General features: G+C 69.7%; 15 protein-coding genes and 1 pseudogene. 7 read left to right on the top strand and 9 right to left on the bottom strand.

Going from position 1 to position 19,566, the window contains the following annotated elements; translation table 11 throughout:
* Window positions 1-138: 138 nt before the first annotated feature.
* The 3 genes from EZ216_RS14040 to murB form a co-directional block, all read right to left on the bottom strand.
* A complete protein-coding gene (locus EZ216_RS14040; RefSeq protein WP_135250404.1) occupies window positions 139-3,867 on the bottom strand; it encodes a translocation/assembly module TamB domain-containing protein in 3,729 nt (1,242 codons plus the stop codon).
* A gap of 12 nt (window positions 3,868-3,879) precedes the next feature.
* Window positions 3,880-5,688 (bottom strand): autotransporter assembly complex protein TamA, encoded by a 1,809-nt coding sequence (locus tag EZ216_RS21990; protein ID WP_135250405.1) that lies wholly within the window; start codon window positions 5,686-5,688, stop codon window positions 3,880-3,882.
* 115 nt (window positions 5,689-5,803) lie between these two features.
* Entirely contained in the window at window positions 5,804-6,853 is a 1,050-nt protein-coding gene (gene murB / locus EZ216_RS14050; protein ID WP_135250406.1) for a UDP-N-acetylmuramate dehydrogenase, read from the bottom strand.
* 45 nt (window positions 6,854-6,898) lie between these two features.
* On the opposite strand from murB, the gene EZ216_RS14055 reads away from it, so the two are divergent.
* Genes EZ216_RS14055 through EZ216_RS14070 form a run of 4 tightly spaced genes read left to right on the top strand, consistent with a single transcriptional unit; the run spans window position 6,899 to window position 10,067 of the window.
* The gene (locus EZ216_RS14055) at window positions 6,899-7,384 is read left to right on the top strand and encodes a YajQ family cyclic di-GMP-binding protein (RefSeq protein ID WP_135250407.1); all 486 of its coding nucleotides are present in this window, start codon (window positions 6,899-6,901) and stop codon (window positions 7,382-7,384) included.
* A gap of 4 nt (window positions 7,385-7,388) precedes the next feature.
* Window positions 7,389-8,024 (top strand): retropepsin-like aspartic protease family protein, encoded by a 636-nt coding sequence (locus EZ216_RS14060; protein WP_135250408.1) that lies wholly within the window; start codon window positions 7,389-7,391, stop codon window positions 8,022-8,024.
* Window positions 8,024-9,640, top strand: coding sequence for an MFS transporter (locus tag EZ216_RS14065; RefSeq protein ID WP_135250409.1), 1,617 nt, complete (start codon window positions 8,024-8,026; stop codon window positions 9,638-9,640). The genes EZ216_RS14060 and EZ216_RS14065 overlap by 1 nt, the downstream gene beginning before the upstream one ends.
* A gap of 46 nt (window positions 9,641-9,686) precedes the next feature.
* The gene (locus EZ216_RS14070) at window positions 9,687-10,067 is read left to right on the top strand and encodes a response regulator (RefSeq protein ID WP_135250410.1); all 381 of its coding nucleotides are present in this window, start codon (window positions 9,687-9,689) and stop codon (window positions 10,065-10,067) included.
* 3 nt (window positions 10,068-10,070) lie between these two features.
* Here the strand turns inward: EZ216_RS14070 and EZ216_RS14075 are convergent.
* Window positions 10,071-10,320 (bottom strand): annotated as a pseudogene (locus EZ216_RS14075) (short-chain dehydrogenase); the annotation flags it as partial.
* 189 nt (window positions 10,321-10,509) lie between these two features.
* On the opposite strand from EZ216_RS14075, the gene EZ216_RS14080 reads away from it, so the two are divergent.
* Both EZ216_RS14080 and EZ216_RS14085 read left to right on the top strand, forming a co-directional pair.
* Window positions 10,510-11,358, top strand: coding sequence for a hypothetical protein (locus EZ216_RS14080; protein WP_135250411.1), 849 nt, complete (start codon window positions 10,510-10,512; stop codon window positions 11,356-11,358).
* Window positions 11,303-12,232 carry a hypothetical protein gene (locus EZ216_RS14085; protein ID WP_135250412.1) on the top strand — a complete coding sequence of 310 codons (930 nt, stop codon included), beginning with the start codon at window positions 11,303-11,305 and terminating at the stop codon, window positions 12,230-12,232. Before EZ216_RS14080 ends, EZ216_RS14085 begins: the two co-directional genes overlap by 56 nt.
* A 265-nt stretch (window positions 12,233-12,497) precedes the next feature.
* Here EZ216_RS14085 and EZ216_RS14095 read toward each other — a convergent pair whose 3' ends face one another.
* The 5 genes from EZ216_RS14095 to EZ216_RS14115 all read right to left on the bottom strand — a co-directional run bounded on the left by EZ216_RS14095 (window position 12,498) and on the right by EZ216_RS14115 (window position 18,162).
* Window positions 12,498-12,950, bottom strand: coding sequence for a tellurite resistance TerB family protein (locus EZ216_RS14095; RefSeq protein WP_135250414.1), 453 nt, complete (start codon window positions 12,948-12,950; stop codon window positions 12,498-12,500).
* Between the two features lie 15 nt (window positions 12,951-12,965).
* The gene (locus EZ216_RS14100; protein WP_135250415.1) at window positions 12,966-15,098 is read right to left on the bottom strand and encodes a hybrid sensor histidine kinase/response regulator; all 2,133 of its coding nucleotides are present in this window, start codon (window positions 15,096-15,098) and stop codon (window positions 12,966-12,968) included.
* 185 nt (window positions 15,099-15,283) lie between these two features.
* Window positions 15,284-16,465: an MFS transporter gene (locus EZ216_RS14105; protein WP_135250416.1), complete on the bottom strand. Its 1,182-nt coding sequence runs from the start codon at window positions 16,463-16,465 to the stop codon at window positions 15,284-15,286.
* Between the two features lies 1 nt (window position 16,466).
* The gene (aroC, locus tag EZ216_RS14110; RefSeq protein WP_135250417.1) at window positions 16,467-17,564 is read right to left on the bottom strand and encodes a chorismate synthase; all 1,098 of its coding nucleotides are present in this window, start codon (window positions 17,562-17,564) and stop codon (window positions 16,467-16,469) included.
* Window positions 17,565-17,697: 133 nt separating this feature from the next.
* A complete protein-coding gene (locus EZ216_RS14115) occupies window positions 17,698-18,162 on the bottom strand; it encodes a CBS domain-containing protein (protein ID WP_135250418.1) in 465 nt (154 codons plus the stop codon).
* Between the two features lie 107 nt (window positions 18,163-18,269).
* Between EZ216_RS14115 and EZ216_RS14120 the strand changes: the two genes are divergently transcribed.
* Window positions 18,270-19,565 carry an O-acetylhomoserine aminocarboxypropyltransferase gene (locus tag EZ216_RS14120; protein WP_135250419.1) on the top strand — a complete coding sequence of 432 codons (1,296 nt, stop codon included), beginning with the start codon at window positions 18,270-18,272 and terminating at the stop codon, window positions 19,563-19,565.
* Window position 19,566: the final 1 nt, after the last annotated feature.

Below are 19,566 nucleotides of genomic sequence, written 5' to 3' on the forward strand. Positions count from 1 at the left end.
CCGGCCGTCCCGGGCCCGGCCGATTCGGCGGGAAGCCTGTGCGAGCCGAAGGCGAAGCACGGCCGCTGGAGCATGAGGCCGCGCCAGGCGCTACCCGCCGCGCCCCGCACGGCCTCCAAGCCCGACCACCTCACAACATCAGTCATACGCAAACGTGAAGATCAAATCCACCGCAGCCCTCTCCCCAGCCTGCGCCCGCACAGTCACCCTCTGCGACAAGTCATAAAACACATACAGCGTCCCCAGAGCCCCCGACAAACTCCGCTCATACGACGCATACAGGTTCTGTCCCAACCGCTTCCCCAGCGTCACAGCGGGCCCTTCCGCGCTGTCCCGGCGGAACCCCAATTCATCCAGCCCCAACAGCGCCGCCGGCCCCTTCCCCCCGCTGCGCCCCGACCGGCTCTCCAGCAACGCCAGCGCGGCCGACTGCAACAGCGCCGTCTCCGCCCCGCCCGATGCGGAAGCCCGCCCCAGCACCAGCCACGACAGCTTCTCCGCCTCCGGCAGATCCGGCTCCGCGTACAGACGCACGAACGGCGACTGCGCGGTGCCGGTCACCTGCACGCCCACGCGCTGCGCCATGCGCGGACGGATGGCGAGGATGTCCAGCGCGGGGTTGTCGACAGGCCCGGTGAAGCGCAGCACGCCGCGCTCGATGTCCAGGCGCTGGCCGTAAGCCTGGTACTCGCCCCCCACCGTGTTGATCACGCCGGTGAGCCGCGGGGCGGTGATGGTTTCGCCACCGACGTTGAGCGTGCCCGCCAGCCGCGTCCCGATGCCGCGCCCCTGCACGCGGAAGTCGTCGCCCAGGTCCAGCGCAACCGCCAGCACGAGCGGACGACCGCTGCTGCGCGGCTGCTGCTTCTCAGGCTCGCGCGGCACGTTGCGGCCCAGCGAAACGCCCGGCGGCAGGTTGCGCACCACCACGTCCGAACCCAGCGCAGGCGCGGTCTCGTCGGGCAGCACGATGCGCGCCCGATCCACGCGCAACTGCCCGCGCACCGCCGCCGACGACGAATCCATGCTCGCCTGCACGGTGCCGGACACGGTGAGCTCGCGATCCGTGCGGATGCTCGCGCGCAAGCGGTCCAGCCGCGCATCCAGCCGCACCTGCAGGCCATCGCGCATCCAGCCGCCTTCGCCCGAGCCGGTGACCGTGCCGCCCTGCGCGCCGCTGCCGCGCAGCGTGAACTCGCTCACCACCAGCCGCCGGCCTTCCAGCCGCGCGCGCATCCGCCCGTCATGCAGCGCGATGCCGTCCACCACCGAGCGCAGCGCCAGGTCGTCCGCCGCCAGCGTGCCGGTGAGACTGGGCTCCGCGCGCGTGCCCGCGACGTTCACGTCGGCGTTGAGCGAGCCGCGCAATCGCCAACCCGGTGGCGCCACCAGCGACCACACGCCCAATCGCGGCAGCTGCGCACGCACTTGTCCCGACAAGGGCGCGTCCTCCGGCCACGACCAGCCGCCGCCCGCGCGCGCGAGACGCGTCGTCAAGCGCGCCTGCGCGGTGCCCGCCCGCTCGGAATCCCAGCGCAATGCCGCGGTGATGGACTCGCCCTCGCCTTCGACCGTCACGCGCGCTTCGCGCACGCCGGCCTGCACTCGCGCGCTGGCGCCTTCGGCGGTCTCGGCCATCACCGCCACGTCGCCCGACCGGCGCGCGAGCGACGCGCGCACCCGCATCGTGTCGCCCAGCAGCGCGTCCCACTGCGCGTCGAACACCATGTCACCGCTGAACGCCGAACCCGCGAACTGCGGGCCGCCCACCAGTTCGATCCACGTCATCGGCAGGCCGGTGATGCGGCCGGCGGTGCGCAGCTGCCCACCCGACCATCGCACGGGATCCCAGCTCACTTCCGCCTGCGAAGGCGCGCCGTTGGTCACCGGCGCCGCCAGCACCGCTTCCGACGCGCCCGCCTCGAAACGTCCCGCCTGCCAGCTGAAGTCCATCGGTCGTCGCAGCGTCACGCGCCACGGGCCGGGGCCAATGGCACTGTCGCGCAGCGAGGCAACCAGCGAAGCGAGCTGCCCTTGCCATGCGCCGTTCGCGCGCCGCCCACCGCGGCCGGCCGCTTCCAGCGTCAGCGCGCGCGTGCCGGCCTGCGCCTGCGCGCGCAGATCCACGCGCGCATCCGCCAGGCGCCCGTCGAGCTTCGCGGTCGCATCGCGGACGGCCCAGAGCGCCGGCTGCCCCGGAGGCGCGACGGCCTGCAGCAGCGGCAGCGACAGCGTGCCCTGCACCGTGGGATCGTCCCAGCCGCCTTGCCACGCCAGCTGCAGTTCGCCGCGGCCCATCACCTGCGGCGAGCGCAGCGCTTCCGGCACGCCGGGGATCTTCTGCAGCCAGCGCTGCGCGGCGGCCAGGTCGTCCGCATTCAATTTCACCGTGCCGCCGCCGGTGCGCGGGCCGACCGAGCCGACGCCGCGCAGGAGCAGCCCCGGCGCTTCCAGCTGCGCGCGGCCGCGGCCGCTGCGGGCGCTGGGCTGCACGTCCACCGCCGCATCCAGCTTCGCGTCCGACGTGGCCACCTGCAGCAGGGGCAACGCCAGTTGCCCTTCGGCCCAGCGGCCCCGTGCGCGCAGCGAGCGCAGCTCCAGCGCGCCCACCGTGGCGGCGATCTCGTTGGACGCGGGCGCCTGCCGCGCGCGCGCGCCGGACGCCGCGAGCTCCGTGTCGAATGACCACGCCGCTCCCTGGGCGCGCACCGTCGCGCGTCCGCTCAACGGCAGCGGCGCCATCGCGGTGTGAACGGCCGCGGGGTTCACGCCCGCCAGCGCGGCTTCCACCTTCCACGCGTCCTCGCCCTCCCACACGCCTTGCGCGCGCACGCGCCCGCCGCCCGCGTCCGCGTCCAGCTCACGCAGCAGCACGAAATGCGGCGCGCGCCACTCGCCTTCCAGCTTCACGCGGCTGGCCGGCACGCGGTGCTTGTCCCAGGGGCCGGGCTCGGCGTTGCGCAGGTCGCCGCTCAAGGTCCAGGTGGACGTGCCGGCGGGCGCGGTCCTCACGGCGCCGGAGAGCACCAGGTGCGGCGCCTGTCCCCACAGCGCCGCGGGATCGAAGCCTTCGAAGTCCGCCTGCGCGCGCTCCAGCGGCATGGCGGCCCAGGGCGTGACTCGCGCGGTGACGCGTGCCTGAGCGCCTGGTCCAGCCTGCGTCCCTTCAGGCTGGACCGAACCGCGCAGGTCGAAGCCCGCCAGCGGCCCGTCCGCTCGTGCATCGAACACCAGTGGCAACGGACTGCCGGCACCGGGGACCGGCGCGGCCACGCGGCCTTGCAGCGAGGCGTTCAGCGTGAAGGGTTCGGCCGCGCCCAGCCGCACCTCGCCGCGGTACGTGCCGTCCCATGCGCGCAGATTGCGCAGGTCCAGCCGGTGCGAAGAACCGTCGTACCCGTAGCTCGCCGCCAGGTCGCGCAGCTCCACCGGCGAGCCGCCCGCCCACGTGAAGCGCCCCACCTCGAAGTCGTCCACCGCGACGCGCAGGGGCAAGCCCAGCGCGCGCGGCGGCTGCGGCTTCCCGCCGGTGGGCGGCCGCTGGTCGCGCACGCTCACTTCCGACGCGGTCAGGCGATCCAGCTTCAGCAGCCGCTGCAGCAGCGCGAGCGGCTGCCAGGCCAGCTCGACGTTCTTCGCCTCGGCTTGCAGGCCGTCCTGCGACCACGCCAGCCGCTCGATGCGCAAGCCGTGCCGCAGCGAGCCCGTCACGCCCTCGGCGGTGATGGGCTGGCGCTTCGCCACCTGCTCCAGCGCGAACCGCGCGGAACCTTCCGTGCCCGCCCACCACCAGATCGCCGCGACCAGCACCACCGCCAGCACCACGAGGGCGAACAGGCTGCCGGCGATCCACTTCAGCGCGCGCATCGTCCCGGGCCCCTAGAACGTCGTGCCCAGGTTCACGTGCAACCGGAAGCGCTGCGCCTTCACGCCATAAGCCAGGTCCACCTGCAGCGGGCCCAGCGGGCTGCGGTAACGCACGCCGACGCCCACGCCCACCGAAGGGCTCAGCTGCGTGGCACGGTCGGCCACGGCGCCCGCGTCGATGAACGCCGCGCCTTCGAAGCTGGTCTCCACGCCGCCGCGCCGGATCGGCTTCTGGTATTCGATGCTGCCCACCGCCAGGTAGCGGCCCGGCCCGACGATGCCGCCCGGCTGCTGCACGCCGATCTCGCGGTAGCCATAGCCGCGCACCGTGGTGTCGCCGCCGGTGCGGAACAGTTGCGTCGCCGGCACGCGCGCGCTGGGGCTGGCGAGGACCGCGCCGCCCTCGGCGCGCCACTGGATGCGGCCGTCCTTCAGCGGATGGATCTCCAGCCAGCGCAGCACCGTGCGCTGGAACGGGCTGCGGCTGCCGGTGAGCGTGAAGCCGGCGCCCAGTTCCGCGCCGAGGGAGAAGCCGCTGGTGGGATAAGGCTGGCGGTCGAAGTAGCGCCCCGTCCAGACGTAGTTGGCGCTGATGGACGTGCCGTCGCCGGTGTCCGCGGGCGCGGGCGCGCCGACGTCGGCGTGCACGTTGGACCGGTCGTACTGCACGTACACGTTGCGGTCGATGCGCTCTTCGGTGCGCGAGCGGCCCAGGCGCAGCGTCCGGCTGTGGGTGACCAGCTGGCCGTCGTCCTGCCGCTCGATGCGGCCGGCCACGCCCCAGCGCCACAGGTCCTCGCCGGGCACGGCGGTGAGTTCGGTGCTGATGAGCGGGTTCTTGCGGTCCAGCTGCAGCTTGTTCACCGCCCGCCAGCCCAGGCCGGGCACCTTGTTGTGCGTGTATTCGATCGTGCCGCGCGGCCCGGCGTCGGTCGAAAAACCGACGCCCAGCACCAGTTTCTTCAGCGGCGACTCGCGCACGTTCACCTGCACCGGCGCCGCCTCGGGCGGGCTGGCGGGATCGACGTAGATGAAGGCCGAATCGAAGTAGCCGCTGCCCACCAGCCGCAACTGCGCGCGCTGGATCTGGTCGGCGTCGTACACCAGCCCCGGCGTCAGCTGCGCCAGGCGCGGCACCAGCACCGGGTCGTAGCGGTCCACGCCCGTCACCTGCATGGGCCCCAGGCGGAACAGCGGGCCCGAGTCCAGCTTCAGGCCCAGCCGCACCTTCTGCGTCGCGGCGTCCACGTCGGCCATGCTGAAACCCACGCGGCCCGCGGGATAGCGCCTCGCCACCAGCTCGCGCAGCGCCTGCGCCTTGGCGCTGTCCCAGCTTTCCTGCGTGAAGCGCCGGCCGGCGGGCAGGCGCCAGTGCTCGCGGATTTCCGCGCGCTGCACGATGGCTTGCGGCTCCTCGGAGGTGGCGATGTCGCCATCGAACGAAACCTCGACGCCGCCGATGGTCGCGGGCGGGCCCGGGTCGACCTCCACCACCACGGCGGGCGGCGTGCCGGGTTCGCGCCGGATGGACAGCCTGGGCGCGAAGTAGCCCAGCGTGCCCAGCAGCTCGCGCGTGTCGCGCTCGGCCAGCGTGAGCAGGCGCGCGAGTTCGGCGTCGTCCAGGTCGCTCACCTCGCGGTAGCGCTGCAGCTCCAGGTGCTTTTGCAGCAGCTCGCGCACCGCCTTGTCGGCGACGCGCACGTCGATGTTGAAGGCCGGTGGGGGCGCGGGCTCCACGTCCTGCGCCGCCGCAGCGCACGCCAGCACCGCCGTGCAGAGCACGGCCAGCGAACGGGCGAACCAGGGGCGGCGATCTGTCATCCGGCGAAGGCAGGCCGCGCGGCGGTGCGGCCGGACATGACTATGAAGAGGTTCGGCGGCCGGACGCGTAGGCCCATGCCGACAACCGCTCAGCTTGCTGCCGGGCCGTGCCGGCTCACACCACCACCGGCTCCGGCTCCAGCCGGATGCCGAAGCGCTCGTACACGCTGGTCTGGATGGCGCGGGCCAGCGTCACCACCTCGCCGCCGGTGGCGCCGCCGCGGTTGACCAGCACCAGCGCCTGCTTCTCGTACACGCCGGCGTTGCCCACCGACTTGCCCTTCCAGCCGCAGGCATCGATGAGCCAGGCCGCGGCCAGCTTCACGCGCCCGTCGGGCATGGGGTAGTGCACGATGCCCGGCTCGCGCGCGATGATGTCGGTGCACTGCTCAGGCGTGACGGTGGGGTTCTTGAAGAAGCTGCCGGCGTTGCCGATCACGCGCGGGTCCGGCAGCTTGCTGCCGCGGATGGCGCAGATCCAGTCGAAGACCTGCCGCGCCGCCGGGTTCCGGATACCGGTTTCGGCGATCCTGCGTTCCAGGTCGGCGTAACCCAGCACCGGCTTCCACGGCTTGGGCAGGCGCAGGCGCACGCGCAGGATGAGCGCGCGGCCCGCCAGGCCCATGCCCAGCGCGCTGCCGGCGTCCGGCGGCGGGTGCTTGAAGACCGAGTCGCGGTAGCCGAAGGCGCACTGCGCGGCGTCCAGCGTGAAGATGCGGCCGGTCTGCAGGTCGATGGCATCCAGCGACTCGAAGCGGTCCTGCAGTTCCACGCCGTAGGCGCCCACGTTCTGCACCGGCGAGGCGCCCACGGTGCCGGGGATCAGCGCCATGTTCTCCAGGCCGGCGAAGCCCTGGTCCAGCGTCCATCGCACGGCTTCGTGCCAGTTTTCGCCCGCGCCGATCTCCACCACGGTGGCGCGCGGGCCGTCCTCGACGACCCGGCGGCCCGGAATCTCGACTTTCAGCACCAGCGGCCGGACGTCGCCGGTCAGCACGATGTTGCTGCCGCCGCCCAGGATGAACTTGGGCCGGGCGGCCAGCTGCGGGTCGGCCAGCAGCTGCACGATGTCGGCTTCGCTGCGCACGCGCACCAGTTCACGGGCCTTCGCCACGATTCCGAAGCTGTTGTGCGGCGCCAGGGAGACGTTCTGCTCCACGATCATGGGACAATTGTGGCCCAAGCGCGCAAGGCGCCGGGAACCTCACCAATGCCGTCTTTCGATACCGTCTGCGAGCCCAACCTCGTCGAAGTGCGCAACGCCGTCGACAACGCCAGCAAGGAAATCTCCACCCGATTCGATTTCAAGGGCACCTCAGCGGCCCTGGAGATCAAGGACAAGGAGATCACCCTGTTCGGCGATGCCGACTTCCAGCTGTCGCAGATCGAGGACATCCTCACGAACAAGCTGGCCAAGCGCAACGTCGACGTGCGCTTTCTCGACCGGGGCAAGTCCGAGAAGATCGGCGGCGACCGCGTCAAGCAGGTCGTGAAGGTGCGCAGCGGCATCGAGAGCGAAGCCGCCAAGAAGATCCAGCGGCTCATCAAGGACAGCAAGCTCAAGGTGCAGGCGTCCATCCAGGGCGACGCGGTGCGCGTCTCCGGCGCCAAGAGGGACGACCTGCAGGCGGCCATGGCGCTGATCCGCAAGGACGTCGCCGACCTGCCGCTGTCCTTCAACAACTTCCGCGACTGACCGCATGAGGACTTTCGCGCTCGTCGCGGCGCTGGCCTGCGCCGCCGCGCCCGCCTGGGCCCAGGTGGCACTGCAGGGCATGATGGGCAATCGCGCCCTGCTCATCGTCGACGGCTCCCCGCCCAAGCCGGTGGCGCCGGGCGAAACGCACCGCGGCGTGAAGGTGGTTTCCACCGCCGGCGACCAGGCGGTGGTGGAAGTCGACGGCAGGCGCCTGACGCTGCGCGTGGGCGAGGCGCCGGCCAGCGTGGGCGGCGCCGCGGCGCCGCAGGGCGCGAAGATCGTGCTCACCGCCGGCAGCGGCGGCCACTTCCTCACCGAAGGCCGCATCAACGACAAGGCCGCCTACTTCATGGTGGACACGGGCGCCACCAGCATCGGCATGGGCGCCGCCGACGCCGAGCGCCTGGGCATCGACTACAAGGGCGGCCAGCCCGTGCGCATGGGCACCGCCAACGGCATGACCCTGGGCTGGCGCGTGACGCTGTCCAGCGTGCGCATCCGCGACGTGGAAGTGCGCGACGTGGAAGCCGTCGTCAGCCAGGCGTCCATGCCTTACATCCTGCTGGGCAACAGTTTCCTGAACCGGTTCCAGATGCGGCGCGAGAACGACCAGATGGTCCTCGAGCGGCGCTACTGATGGCCGACCCCGAGCAAGCCACCCTCCAGGCGCCCCCGATGGCGCCCCCGGCGGTCACCGCCTTCGGCCCGCTGGGCATCCCGGTGTTCCGCATGCTGTGGTTCACCTGGCTGGCGGCCAACACCACGATGTGGATGAACGACGTCGCGGCCGCGTGGCTGATGACGTCCATCGCGCCGTCGCCGCTGTGGGTGGCGCTGGTGCAGTCGGCGTCCACCTTGCCGGTGTTCTTCCTCGGCCTGCCCAGCGGCGCGCTGGCCGACATCCTGGACCGGCGGCGCTACTTCATGGTCACGCAATTCTGGGTGGCGTCGGTGGCCTGCATCCTGTGCGGGGTGATCCTGTTCGACGCGCTGAATCCCGCGCTGCTGCTCGCCCTCACTTTCGCCAACGGCGTGGGCCTGGCGATGCGCTGGCCGGTGTTCGCGGCCATCATCCCCGAGGTGGTGCCGCGGCCACAGCTGCCGCAGGCGCTGGCGCTCAACGGCGTGGCCATGAACGGCTCGCGCATCATCGGCCCGCTGGTGGCCGGCGCGCTGATCGCCAGCCTGGGCAGCGCCTGGGTGTTCGTGCTGAACGCCTGCCTCTCCATCGGCGCCGGCTTCGTCATCATGCGCTGGCGGCGCGAGCACAAGGAAAGCCCGCTCGGCCGCGAGCGCCTCACCAGCGCCATGCGCGTGGGCCTGCAGTTCGTGCGCCAGTCCAGCCGGCTGCGCGGCATCTTCCTGCGCATCTCGATGTTCTTCCTGCACTCCACCGCGCAGTTGGCCCTGCTGCCGCTGGTGGCGCGCGGGCTGCCCGGCGGCGCGGCGGGCACCTTCACCCTGCTGCTGGCGTCCATGGGCGCGGGCGCCATCTTCGCGGCGCTGAACATGCCGCGCATCCGCGCCTGGCTGCCGCTGCAGCGGCTGGTGTTCACCGGCACCGTGCTGCAGGCGCTGGGCACGCTGGCCGTGGCGTACGCGCCCAACGTCTGGCTGGCGGTGCCCGCGATGGCGGTGTCCGGCATGGCGTGGATCACGGTGGCCAACTCGCTCACCGTCGCCGCGCAGATGGCGCTGCCCGACTGGGTGCGCGCGCGCGGCATGTCCATCTACCAGATGTGCCTGATGGGCTCCACCGCCGCCGGCGCGGCGTTCTGGGGCCAGGTGGCCACCTTTGGCAGCGTGCGCGACAGCCTGACGGTGGCGGCCTTCACCGGCGTGTTCCTGATGTACGTGGTGCAGAAGCTGGTGGCCGACCGCGGCACGGAGGAAGACCTCACGCCCTCGCACGTGATCAAGGTGCCCGACATCCCCGCGCCGCCGAAGTCGGGCCGCGTGGTGGTTCGCGTGGAGTACCTGATCGACCCCGCGCGCGCGGAGGAGTTTTCGCGCGTGATGGAGGAAAGCCGCCGCAGCCGGCTGCGCCAGGGCGCGCTGGCCTGGCAGCTGCTGCACGACCTGATCGAGCCGGGGCGCTACGTGGAGCAGATCACCGACGAATCCTGGACCGAGCACCTGCGCCGCTTCGACCGCGTCACCGCCGCCGATGCCCAGCTGCGCGACCTGCGGCTGTCGTTCCAGCTGGGCGACGCGCCGCCCAAGATCACGCGCTACGTCATCGAGCAGGAGTGAGCGGCCGGGCAGGCGCTCCGCTACCATCCGGCGCAGGAGTACCGCCTTGCCGCTGAACGCCTACATCGTCGAAGACCACGACACGCTGCGCGAAAGCCTGGCCGAGGCGCTGGCCGAACTGGCGGGCGTGCGCACCGTCGGGCAGAGCGCCAGCGCGAAGGAAGCCATCGCCTGGCTCACCGACCCGGCGCACGCCTGGGACATCGCCATCGTCGACCTGGTGCTGGAACGCGGCGGTCACGGCTCCGAAGTGCTCAGGGCCCTGAAGCACCGCGACCCCGCGCGCAAGGTCGTCGTGCTCACCGCGACGGCCGACCCGCTGGTGCGCGAACAGTGCCTGGCGCTGGGCAGCGACGGCGTGTTCGACAAGGCGATGGAAACCGAGGCCCTGATCGACTGGTGCGCGGGCCTCGGGCAAGCCGCCTGAACCTCAGCTGGCGCCCACCGACCCCGTCACCGGCAGCACGATGCCCGTGATGTAGCTCGCGCACGAAGGCGCGGCCAGGAACACGTACGCGGGCGACAGCTCCTCCGGCTGGGCCGGGCGCCAGCGACATGGTGAACGCATGGATCGCGCCTTGGTCACGGAGTAATCCAGCAGCGAACCGCTGCCGCGAAGGCCCATCACCCGATCCGGTGTCGATTATCGACGCGCCCGCCATCAGGTACGGTGCAGAGGCGGTAACAGCGGTCGATACGGCCGCCAATCGCTATTCGGCGGGTGGTATTGTTGCTCGAAACGACCGACGCCAATCGCTACATTTCGGGCTCGATCTCTATTGAGACTTTTGCGTAGTCACGATTGAGTGTCCGCATTGATTCACGGCGTCGGAAGAGCATATCGTCCCGGCCATGCGCAATGGCGAACCGTGAACTTGTCACTGGATCAGATCGCCATCCTTATCATGGCGCCGATTGTTGACGGGGCGCCGATCACTCTCGACACGCTCAACGAGATCGCCGCCGCGCTCGGTGACGATCCGAACTTCGCCGCAACGATGACCGCGCAGCTGGCGACCAAGTTGTCGAATGCCAACGGCACGGGAGGTCAAGCGAACCTTACCGACAACATCATCTCGACGGCGAAGCTCGTTAACAAAGCGATGACGTTGGCGAAACTTGCAGACATCACGGGTTTGACCATGCTTGGTGCCGTGAGCGGGACAGGGTCGCCTGTTACCTTGACCCCAGCGCAGGTCATACCCGTAATCGGCATTAGTACCTTTGTCCGGACTATTCTGGACGATGCCGCCACCGTATTTTCGACCCTCGGCGTGAGCTCGTTTATCCCAACATTGCTCGATGGCACCAACGCAAGCACGGCGCAAACAACGCTTGGTATTTTCAACTTTCATCAAGGACATTGCTTGATGATGTCGGCGCTGCGACCGCTCGCACGACCATCGTTGCTGCCGGTATCTCCGCCGGCCGTTGGTTACAATCAGACCGATAATCCGATTGGATCGATCATCGGGTTTTATAGCTCGAATGGTTTGGTGGCCTTCTTGCACCCATTCCACGGCGAGTGTTCGCGTTGTGCCAGCGGACGGTTATGGGCGCTGGACACTTCGGAACCGTGGCATTGCCTAGAACGTGGGCTTGTCGCGGCAGCGTCGGCCAGGATGGTTCCGACATTTGGTTTATTGGACAGAGGATCAGCTAGTGTCGCGTATCGACGTAACCAACTTTCCCAAGTTCGGCTCCATGACAGGCGGTAGCGGGCTTACCGGTATCTTTGCCGATAACACCCTGACCGGTTACGCTCAAAGCACAGTCGGCTTTGCCGGTGTCGATCTTCGAGAAAGTCCGCAGGCGGTGGACAAAATCATCGTGAGCTCGGCCGACAACGGCTGGGATGCTTCGGGTGCGTCGGGTGGCCAGGTGCAATTCAGGCTGTTTGGCAAGAAGGGGGGCGGCACCCCGGTCAATCCTTATGATGGTGTGCTGCTTGGTCGTGCGGGTCCAATCCGAGACATCAATCAGGTCATCGATCATGCGATTTACAGCACCGATTGGGCGACCAAGTGGGATTTCATTTGGATAGTCCTTGAGGCACCGGTGTGGACCGTGCTATCCGGGTTCAAACTGTTCGCCCCTGTTGTGCCGCAGATCGGTGCCGCGCGCACCATCTTGCGCCGTCGCTCGGACAGCTCGCAACCCATCGCCAAGAACGGTTGCGGCATACCCGGAATGCGTTTCCTTTTCGAGTTAACCCAACCTGCTGCAGTCGTGCCGATCATCAAAATTGAGATCGAGCACATGGCATGGGCGACCGGCATGTCGAACATCCTCAGCTGCGGATGCTACCTTTTCCATAGGAGCGCGCCCGATCTCGCCGCCCTTGCTTCGGCCTCGTATCGTGAACTCGACGTGAGCGGCCGCAACTTGAGCGCAGACACGCATTACGAGCGACACGAACCGCGCGATGCCGTCCAACTCGACGTTGGCTTCCATGAGATCATCCCGAATCTCAATTCCAACACTTATCAGGCCAACACCGACTGGTACACCAATGTGCTGGTCGAATACGGCCGAGGCCTCAACAAGGGCCTTATCGACATTGACCCGGGTGCGGTCGTCGTCAACCTCTGAAAAGAATCTGCGCGATGGAACCCCGTGACATTCAGCGATTGCTGACCGCCTCGAACAGCGCGGCACGGGCCATGTACATGTAGCCGAAGATGTTGGTCTTCAGCGTTTCCTCGATGCGCTCGTCGGTCAGGTCTTCCAGCGCCGCGCTGCGCGTTCTTCGCGCCGGGTTTCTCGTCCATGGGGTCGCTCCTTTTCGGCGCCCACTATGGCAAGCGCCCGCGCGCAACGCTGTAGAACTGCGCGGTCCGCGCGGGTCGGAGCGTGCCTACAGGCCCGCCGCCTCTTTCGCGCGCATCTTGGCGGCGATGTACTCGCCGTGGGTCACGTTCAGCAATCCCGCGATGCGCGAGATCAGGTGCTGCTCGTGGTCGCCAAGCGCGCCGTCGGCGTAAGCCACCTGCCACATCGATTCGACCACCGCGATCTTCGCGGCGTTGTCCAGCGCGTCGTTCAGCTGCGAGGTGAACTGGTGGAAGTCGGACGCGTGCCGCGAAGCCTGTTCGGCCATCGCGATCAGCGCGGTGAGCGCCTCGTCGCCCAGCCGGAAGCGGCGGCGCAGGCCGGCCATCACGGCCTGGCGCGCGGCGGGCGAGACCTGCGGCTCCGCGCGCATGACTTCCACCAGCAGCACGGCGCACGCCAGCGGCAGGTTGTCGGGATGAGGCTCGGCCAGGCCGTCGGTGAGCGAATCCAGGAAGTCGCGCAGCCCTTGGAACATCCCCGAGGGACCTGCTCAACGCGTGGAAAGTTCCTGCAGGCGCGCCGGGTCCACCGGCTTGGTCCAGTGGTGGTCGAAGCCGGCGCGCGCGGCCGCGTCCTTGTCCTGCTGCGCGCCCCAGCCGGTCAGCGCGATCAGGATGGGCTGGCGCACGCCTTCCAGGCGGCGGATGCGCCGCGCCACTTCGTAGCCGTCGATGTCCGGCAACCCGATGTCCAGCAGCACCACGTCGGGCCGGAATTCGGCCATGCACTTCACGGCGCCCGCGCCGTCGTGCGCCACCAGCACTTCGTTGCCCGACATGCGCAGCAGGTCGGCCACCGTGCTGGCCGCATCCTCGTTGTCGTCCACCACCAGCAGCCGGCGCGCCTGGGCCGAAGGCGCCGGCCCCGCCACGATGGGCGCCGCCGCCGCCGGCCGCCGCGGTCCGGACTGTTCGCGCGGCAGGCGCACCACGAACTCGCTGCCTTTTTCCAGCCCGTCGCTGCGCGCCTCCACGCGGCCGCCGTGCAGCCGCACCAGCCCGTCCACCAGCGACAGCCCGATGCCCAGGCCGCCCTGCCGCCGCTCGCGCGGCTGCGTCACCTGGGTGAACATCCCGAACACCTTGCCCAGCATCTCCGGCGCGATGCCGATGCCGTTGTCGCGGATGCCCACGGTGACCTCGTCGCCGGCCGCGTCGATGGCCACGTCGATGCGGCCGCCGCGGCGCGTGTACTTGGCGGCGTTGTTGAGCAGGTTGGAGAACACCTGGGTCAGCCGCGCGGAATCGGCCAGCAGGTCGGTGGGCACGCTGGGGTACGAGATGGACAGCTTGTGGTGCGCCGCCTCGATGTGCGGCCGGCTGATCTCGACCGCGGCGTTGATGATGTGCACCAGGTTGGTCGGCTCCAGCTTCAGCTCGATCTTGCCGGCGCTGATGCGCGAGACGTCCAGCAGGTCGTCCACCAGCCGCGACAGCTGGCCCACCTGCCGCTCGATGATGCCGCCCACCTGCTCCAGCCGGTACGGGTCGCCGCGCGCGCGCTTGAGGATGGACAGGCCGTTCCAGATCGGCGCCAGCGGGTTGCGCAGCTCGTGCGCCAGCGTGGCGAGGAACACGTCCTTGGCCTTGTCGGATTCGCGCAGGGCTTCCACCAGCTGCGCGTTTTCGATGGCCACCGCCGCGCGGCGCGCCAGGTCTTCGGCCAGGGCCAGGTCCTCGGGTGCGTAGCGCCGCCGCGATTCGGCGGTGATGAAGGTCAGCACCCCCATCGTCTTGCCGCGCGCGATGAGCGGAGCGCCGATGTACGAGTACAGACCCAGCGTGCGCAGGATGATCAGCAGCTCGGGATCGGAAGCGCCCAGCTCCACCATCTCGTCGGTGATCTCCGGCACGATCACTCCCTGGCCGGTGCGCAGCACGTTCCAGGTGCCGGCGGGGCTGGCCGGGTCGGGCGGGTAGCGCTTGTGCAGCTCGTGCGCGAGCTGCACCTTGGCCGGGTCCACGTGGGCGGCGGCCATGCGCCTGAGCGTACCGTCGGGCTGCAGCAGGTCGATGGCGCACCAGTCGGCGAAGTGCGGCACCGACAGGTGCGCGATGCGCTCCAGGGTGCTGCCGTAGTCGTCCACGTTCGCCAGCTCGGCGCTGGCTTCGGCGAGGAATTGCAGGTCCAGCTCGGTGAGCTTGCGGCGCGTGACGTCCATGCACACGCCGGCCATCGAGATGGGGCGGCCGCTTTCGTCGCGGCGGACCACGCCGCGAGCCTCCAGCCAGCGCATCGTGCCGTCGGGCCAGCGCACGCGGAACTCCTCGCGCAGCCAGCCGCTGTGTTCGATGGCCTCGGCCATGGCGAGGCGGGCACGCTCGCGATCAAGCGGGTCGACCACCTGGAAATAGTCCTCGCCGTGCAGCGGCGGCGCGCCCGGCGGCAGGCCGTGCAGCCGGTCCATGCCGGGCCACCACGTGCTCAGGCCGGTCAGCAGGTCGGCCTGCCAGATGCCCATGCCACCGGCCTCCAGCGCCAGCTGCAGCCGCTCTTCGCTCTGGTGCAGCGTCTCGTGCAGGTACTGCGCGTCCGCCGGCGTGGGGCCGACCGGGTCCTGCCGTTCCGGCGTCTGCCGGAGCGGCGTCTTCAGGATCTGCTCTGACGTGGACAGCGCGGCCATTGGAAAGCACGGGTATCAAATCAGGGTAGCGGCAAAGCTTCACAGCCGGGCCTCGAATGTGCGCGGCCCCTCCCGCGAATGCGGATGACAGTACCATGTCGGCCATGCCACAGCCTCGGATCGACTGGCTCGGCTGCTAGTCTTTCGCTAGCAGCCGGGCCTGGTTCAGCCGCGTAACATGTGCATCAGCTTGCGTTGGCCGCGCGTTCGAGCCGATCCGTGCGCCAGCCGCAAAGCGTGCCGGCCGCGGCCAGCACGACGGCGGCGCCGAACAGCGCCTGGTAGCCCAGCCGCGAGACCAGGGCGCCGCCCGCCACCACGCCGATCACGCCGCCGAAGCCGTAGCCGATGACGGTGAACAGCGCCTGGCCGCGGGCGCGCAGCCGGCCGGGAAAGTGCCGGGTCACGGTCGCGATGCAGGCCGTGTGGTGGGTGGCGAAGGTCAGCGCGTGCAACGCCTGGGCCACGAACAATGCGGCGAGCGAACCGGCCAGCGCGCCGGTCAAGCCCATGCGCAGCACGCACGCGAGGCCGCACACCCACAGCCAGCGCGTGATGGGCAAGGCCGGCAGCAGGCGGCCCTGCGAGAAGAACCACGCGACCTCCACCAGCACCGACACCGCCCACAGCAGCCCGATCATGGCCTTGCCGTACCCACGCGCGTCCAGGAAGAGCGAGAAGAACGCATAGACCGCGAAGTGCGACATGATGTGGAAGAACAGCGAGGCGAAGAACCAGCGCACCACCGGCTGGCGCAGCACGGGCCCTATGGGCTGGCCGCCGGGGTGCGCAGCCGATGGCTTCTCGCGCGTGTCGGGCAGCCACAGCGTGCAGGCCAGCACGCCGACCAGCGACACCATGGTCCATCCCGGGAAGTGGCCCATGCCGAAGCGCTGGAACCAGGCGCCGGCCGCGAACACGGTCGCCATGAAACCCACCGATCCCCAGACGCGCACGCGGCCGTAGCGGCCCCAGTCGCCCGCGACCAGGTGCGCCATCGCCGCCTCGGTCAGCGACATCATCGAACTGGTGTGGGTGAACAGCAGCAGCAGCACCAGCGCGATCCACCACGCGCCGCCGCCGTCGAACCACAGCCCGGCGGAACACACCAGCGCCGCTGCCGCGCTGTAGCGCAGCAGGCGCACGCGTTCACCCGTGTGGTCGGACAGCGCGCCCCATGCATACGGCGCGAACACGCGCGTGAACGACTGCACCGAAGTCAGCAGGCTGATCACCACGATGGGCAGGCCCAGGTGCTTCAGCCACAGCGGCAGGTACGGGTTGAAGAACCCGATGTGCGCGAAGTAGGTGGCCGACAGGCCGGCGAACGGCACCAGCGCGTGCCGGGTGGGCGCCTGTGCGCTCACTTCAGAGGAAGGAAGCGGCGATGGGCGGCAGCGCGGGCTGCACGTCCGCGTTCTGCGCGCGGTGGCGCAGCACGTGGTCCATCACGACGAGCGCCAGCAGCGCTTCGGCGATGGGCGTGGCGCGAATGCCCACGCAGGGGTCGTGCCGGCCCTTGGTGACGACCTGCGTGGCCTCGCCCTTCGTGTTGATCGTGTCGCGCGGGCTGATGATGGAGCTGGTGGGCTTGATGGCGATGGACACCTCCAGGTCCTGCCCGGTGCTGATGCCGCCCAGCACGCCGCCGGCGTTGTTGGTGGCGAAGCCCTGCGGCGTGAGCGAGTCGCCGTGCGTGGTGCCACGCTGCACCACGCTCTGGAAGCCGGCTCCGATCTCCACGCCCTTCACCGCGTTGAGGCCCATCATGGCCCAGGCGATGTCGGCGTCCAGCTTGTCGAACAGCGGCTCGCCCAGGCCCACGGGCACGTTGGTGGCCGTGACGCGGATGCGCGCGCCGCAGGAATCGCCGGCCTTGCGCAGCTGGTCCATGTAGGCCTCCAGCTGCGACACGTCGGCCACCGGCGCGAAGAACGGGTTGTTGGGGACGTGGTCCCACGACTCGAACGGGATGGCGATCTCGCCCACCTGCTGCATGCAGCCGCGGAATGCCATGCCGTGCCGGCGGGCCAGCCACTTCTTCGCCACGGCGCCCGCCGCGACCATCGGCGCCGTGAGGCGCGCGGACGAACGGCCGCCGCCGCGCGGGTCGCGCAGGCCGTACTTGTGCAGGTAGGTGTAGTCGGCGTGGCCGGGACGGAAGGTCTGCGCGATCTCGCTGTAGTCCTTGCTGCGCTGGTCGGTGTTGCGGATCAACAGGCAGATGGGCGTGCCGGTGGTCTGGCCTTCGTACACGCCCGAGAGGATCTCGACCTTGTCTTCTTCCTGGCGCTGCGTGACGTGGCGGCTGGTGCCCGGGCGGCGGCGGTCCAGGTCGGGCTGGATGTCCGCTTCCGACAGTTCCAGGCCGGGCGGGCAGCCGTCGATGACGCACCCGATGGCGGGGCCATGCGATTCACCGAAGTTGGTGACCGCGAACAGGGTGCCGAAGGTGTTGCCGCTCATACGTCCGGATTATTCCAGAGGGCCGATTGGCGCCATTCCCGCGGAGAGGGGAATCCATGGCGTCCGCTTTCCGCGGGGCTGCCAATGCAAGCCATGGGTCCCCGCCTCCGCGGGGACGGCGCCGGGGTGAGCGCTAGAGCTGCGCCGTCGGCTGCGAATCGTCCGACGAAGGCCAGTCGCGGATATACGCCTTGAGCATGCGGTTCTCGAAGTTCTGGCTGTCCACCACCGCCTTGGCCACGTCGTAGAAGCTGATCACGCCCATCAGCATGCGCTTGTCCATCACCGGCATGTAGCGCGCGTGCCGCTCCAGCATCATGCGGCGCACCTCGTCCAGCTCGGTCTCCATGGTGCAGGTGAGCGGGTGGTCGTCCATCGCCGTGCGAACCAGCTTCTCGCCCACCACGCCCTGGTTGGCGACGATGCACTGGATCACTTCGCGGAAGGTGAGCATGCCCACCAGGTCGCCGTGCGCCATGACCGGCAGCGAGCCGATGTCCTTCTCGGCCATCGCCTCGATGGCGCGGGCCAGCGGCTCGTCGGGGGCGACGGTGTAGAGCGTGTTGCCCTTCACGCGCAGGATGTCGCTGACTTTCATGGCTGGTCTCCTCGGTGCGGCGCTGCTGGCGGATGCGGATGAAGTGCGGATGAATATAGCCCACAATCCGGCGCACCCCCAAACGAGACAAGGGACGCGAGACCCCCATGCCCGGCCATTCAGACCCCGGCTTCGACACCCTGGCGCTGCACGCCGGCGCCGCGCCCGACCCCGCCACCGGCGCCCGCGCGGTGCCCATCCACCTGACCACCTCGTTCGTCTTCGAGTCCAGCGAGCACGCGGCGGCGCTGTTCAACCTGGAGCGTGCGGGCCACGTCTACTCGCGCATCAGCAACCCGACCAACGCGGTGCTGGAGCAGCGCGTCTCGGCGCTGGAAGGCGGCATCGGCGCCATCGCCACCGCCAGCGGGCAGGCGGCCCTGCACCTGGCCGTGGCCACGCTGATGGGTTCGGGCTCGCACATCGTCGCCAGCACGGCGCTGTACGGCGGCTCGCAGAACCTGCTGCATTACACGATGCGCCGCTTCGGCATCGAGACGACCTTCGTCAAGCCGGGCGACATCGACGGCTGGCGCGCCGCCATCCGCCCCAACACGAAGCTGCTGTTCGGCGAAACCGTGGGCAACCCCGGCCTGGACGTGCTGGACATCCCCACCGTCTCGGCCATCGCGCACGAGGCCGGCGTGCCGCTGCTGGTGGACTCCACCCTCACCTCGCCGTGGCTCATGCAGCCGTTCGCGCACGGCGCCGACCTGGTTTACCACTCGGCCACCAAGTTCCTGTCGGGGCACGGCACCGTCATCGGCGGCGTGCTGGTGGACGGCGGCAGCTTCGACTGGGAACGCTCGGGCCGTTTCCCGGAACTCACCGCGCCGTACGACGGCTTCCACGGCATGGTGTTCAGCGAGGAATCCACCGTCGGCGCCTTCCTGCTGCGCGCCCGGCGCGAGGGCCTGCGCGACTTCGGCGCCAGCATGAGCCCGCACACCGCCTGGCTGATCCTGCAGGGCATCGAGACGCTGCCGCTGCGCATGGAACGCCACATGCGCAACACCGAAAAGGTGGTGCAGTTCCTGGCATCGCACCCCTTCGTCGACCGCGTCGGCCACCCGATGCTGGAAAGCCATCCCAGCCACGAACTGGCGAAGAAGCTGCTGCCGCGCGGCGCGGGCTCGGTGTTCAGCTTCGACATGCGCGGCAACCGCGAACAGGGACGCAAGTTCATCGAGACGCTGAAGGTGTTCAGCCACCTGGCCAACGTGGGCGACTGCCGTTCGCTGGTGATCCACCCGGCCAGCACCACGCACTTCCGCATGAGCGACGACGCGCTGGCGGGCGCCGGCATCACGCAGGGCACCATCCGCCTGTCCATCGGGCTGGAAGATCCGGACGACCTGATCGACGACCTGAAGCGCGCGCTGAAGGCGGCGGAGAAAGTCTGAC

The organism is Ramlibacter humi, assembly GCF_004681975.1.
In the GTDB taxonomy this organism is placed as follows: Bacteria; Pseudomonadota; Gammaproteobacteria; order Burkholderiales; family Burkholderiaceae_C; genus Ramlibacter; species Ramlibacter humi.

Coding starts and splice junctions, on each gene's coding strand:
- EZ216_RS14040 (WP_135250404.1), bottom strand. CDS start 3,867: ATGCGCGCGCTGAAGTGGATCGCCGGCAGCCTGTTCGCCCTCGTGGTG.
- EZ216_RS21990 (WP_135250405.1), bottom strand. CDS start 5,688: ATGACAGATCGCCGCCCCTGGTTCGCCCGTTCGCTGGCCGTGCTCTGC.
- murB (WP_135250406.1), bottom strand. CDS start 6,853: ATGATCGTGGAGCAGAACGTCTCCCTGGCGCCGCACAACAGCTTCGGA.
- EZ216_RS14055 (WP_135250407.1), top strand. CDS start 6,899: ATGCCGTCTTTCGATACCGTCTGCGAGCCCAACCTCGTCGAAGTGCGC.
- EZ216_RS14060 (WP_135250408.1), top strand. CDS start 7,389: ATGAGGACTTTCGCGCTCGTCGCGGCGCTGGCCTGCGCCGCCGCGCCC.
- EZ216_RS14065 (WP_135250409.1), top strand. CDS start 8,024: ATGGCCGACCCCGAGCAAGCCACCCTCCAGGCGCCCCCGATGGCGCCC.
- EZ216_RS14095 (WP_135250414.1), bottom strand. CDS start 12,950: ATGTTCCAAGGGCTGCGCGACTTCCTGGATTCGCTCACCGACGGCCTG.
- EZ216_RS14100 (WP_135250415.1), bottom strand. CDS start 15,098: ATGGCCGCGCTGTCCACGTCAGAGCAGATCCTGAAGACGCCGCTCCGG.
- aroC (WP_135250417.1), bottom strand. CDS start 17,564: ATGAGCGGCAACACCTTCGGCACCCTGTTCGCGGTCACCAACTTCGGT.
- EZ216_RS14115 (WP_135250418.1), bottom strand. CDS start 18,162: ATGAAAGTCAGCGACATCCTGCGCGTGAAGGGCAACACGCTCTACACC.
- EZ216_RS14120 (WP_135250419.1), top strand. CDS start 18,270: ATGCCCGGCCATTCAGACCCCGGCTTCGACACCCTGGCGCTGCACGCC.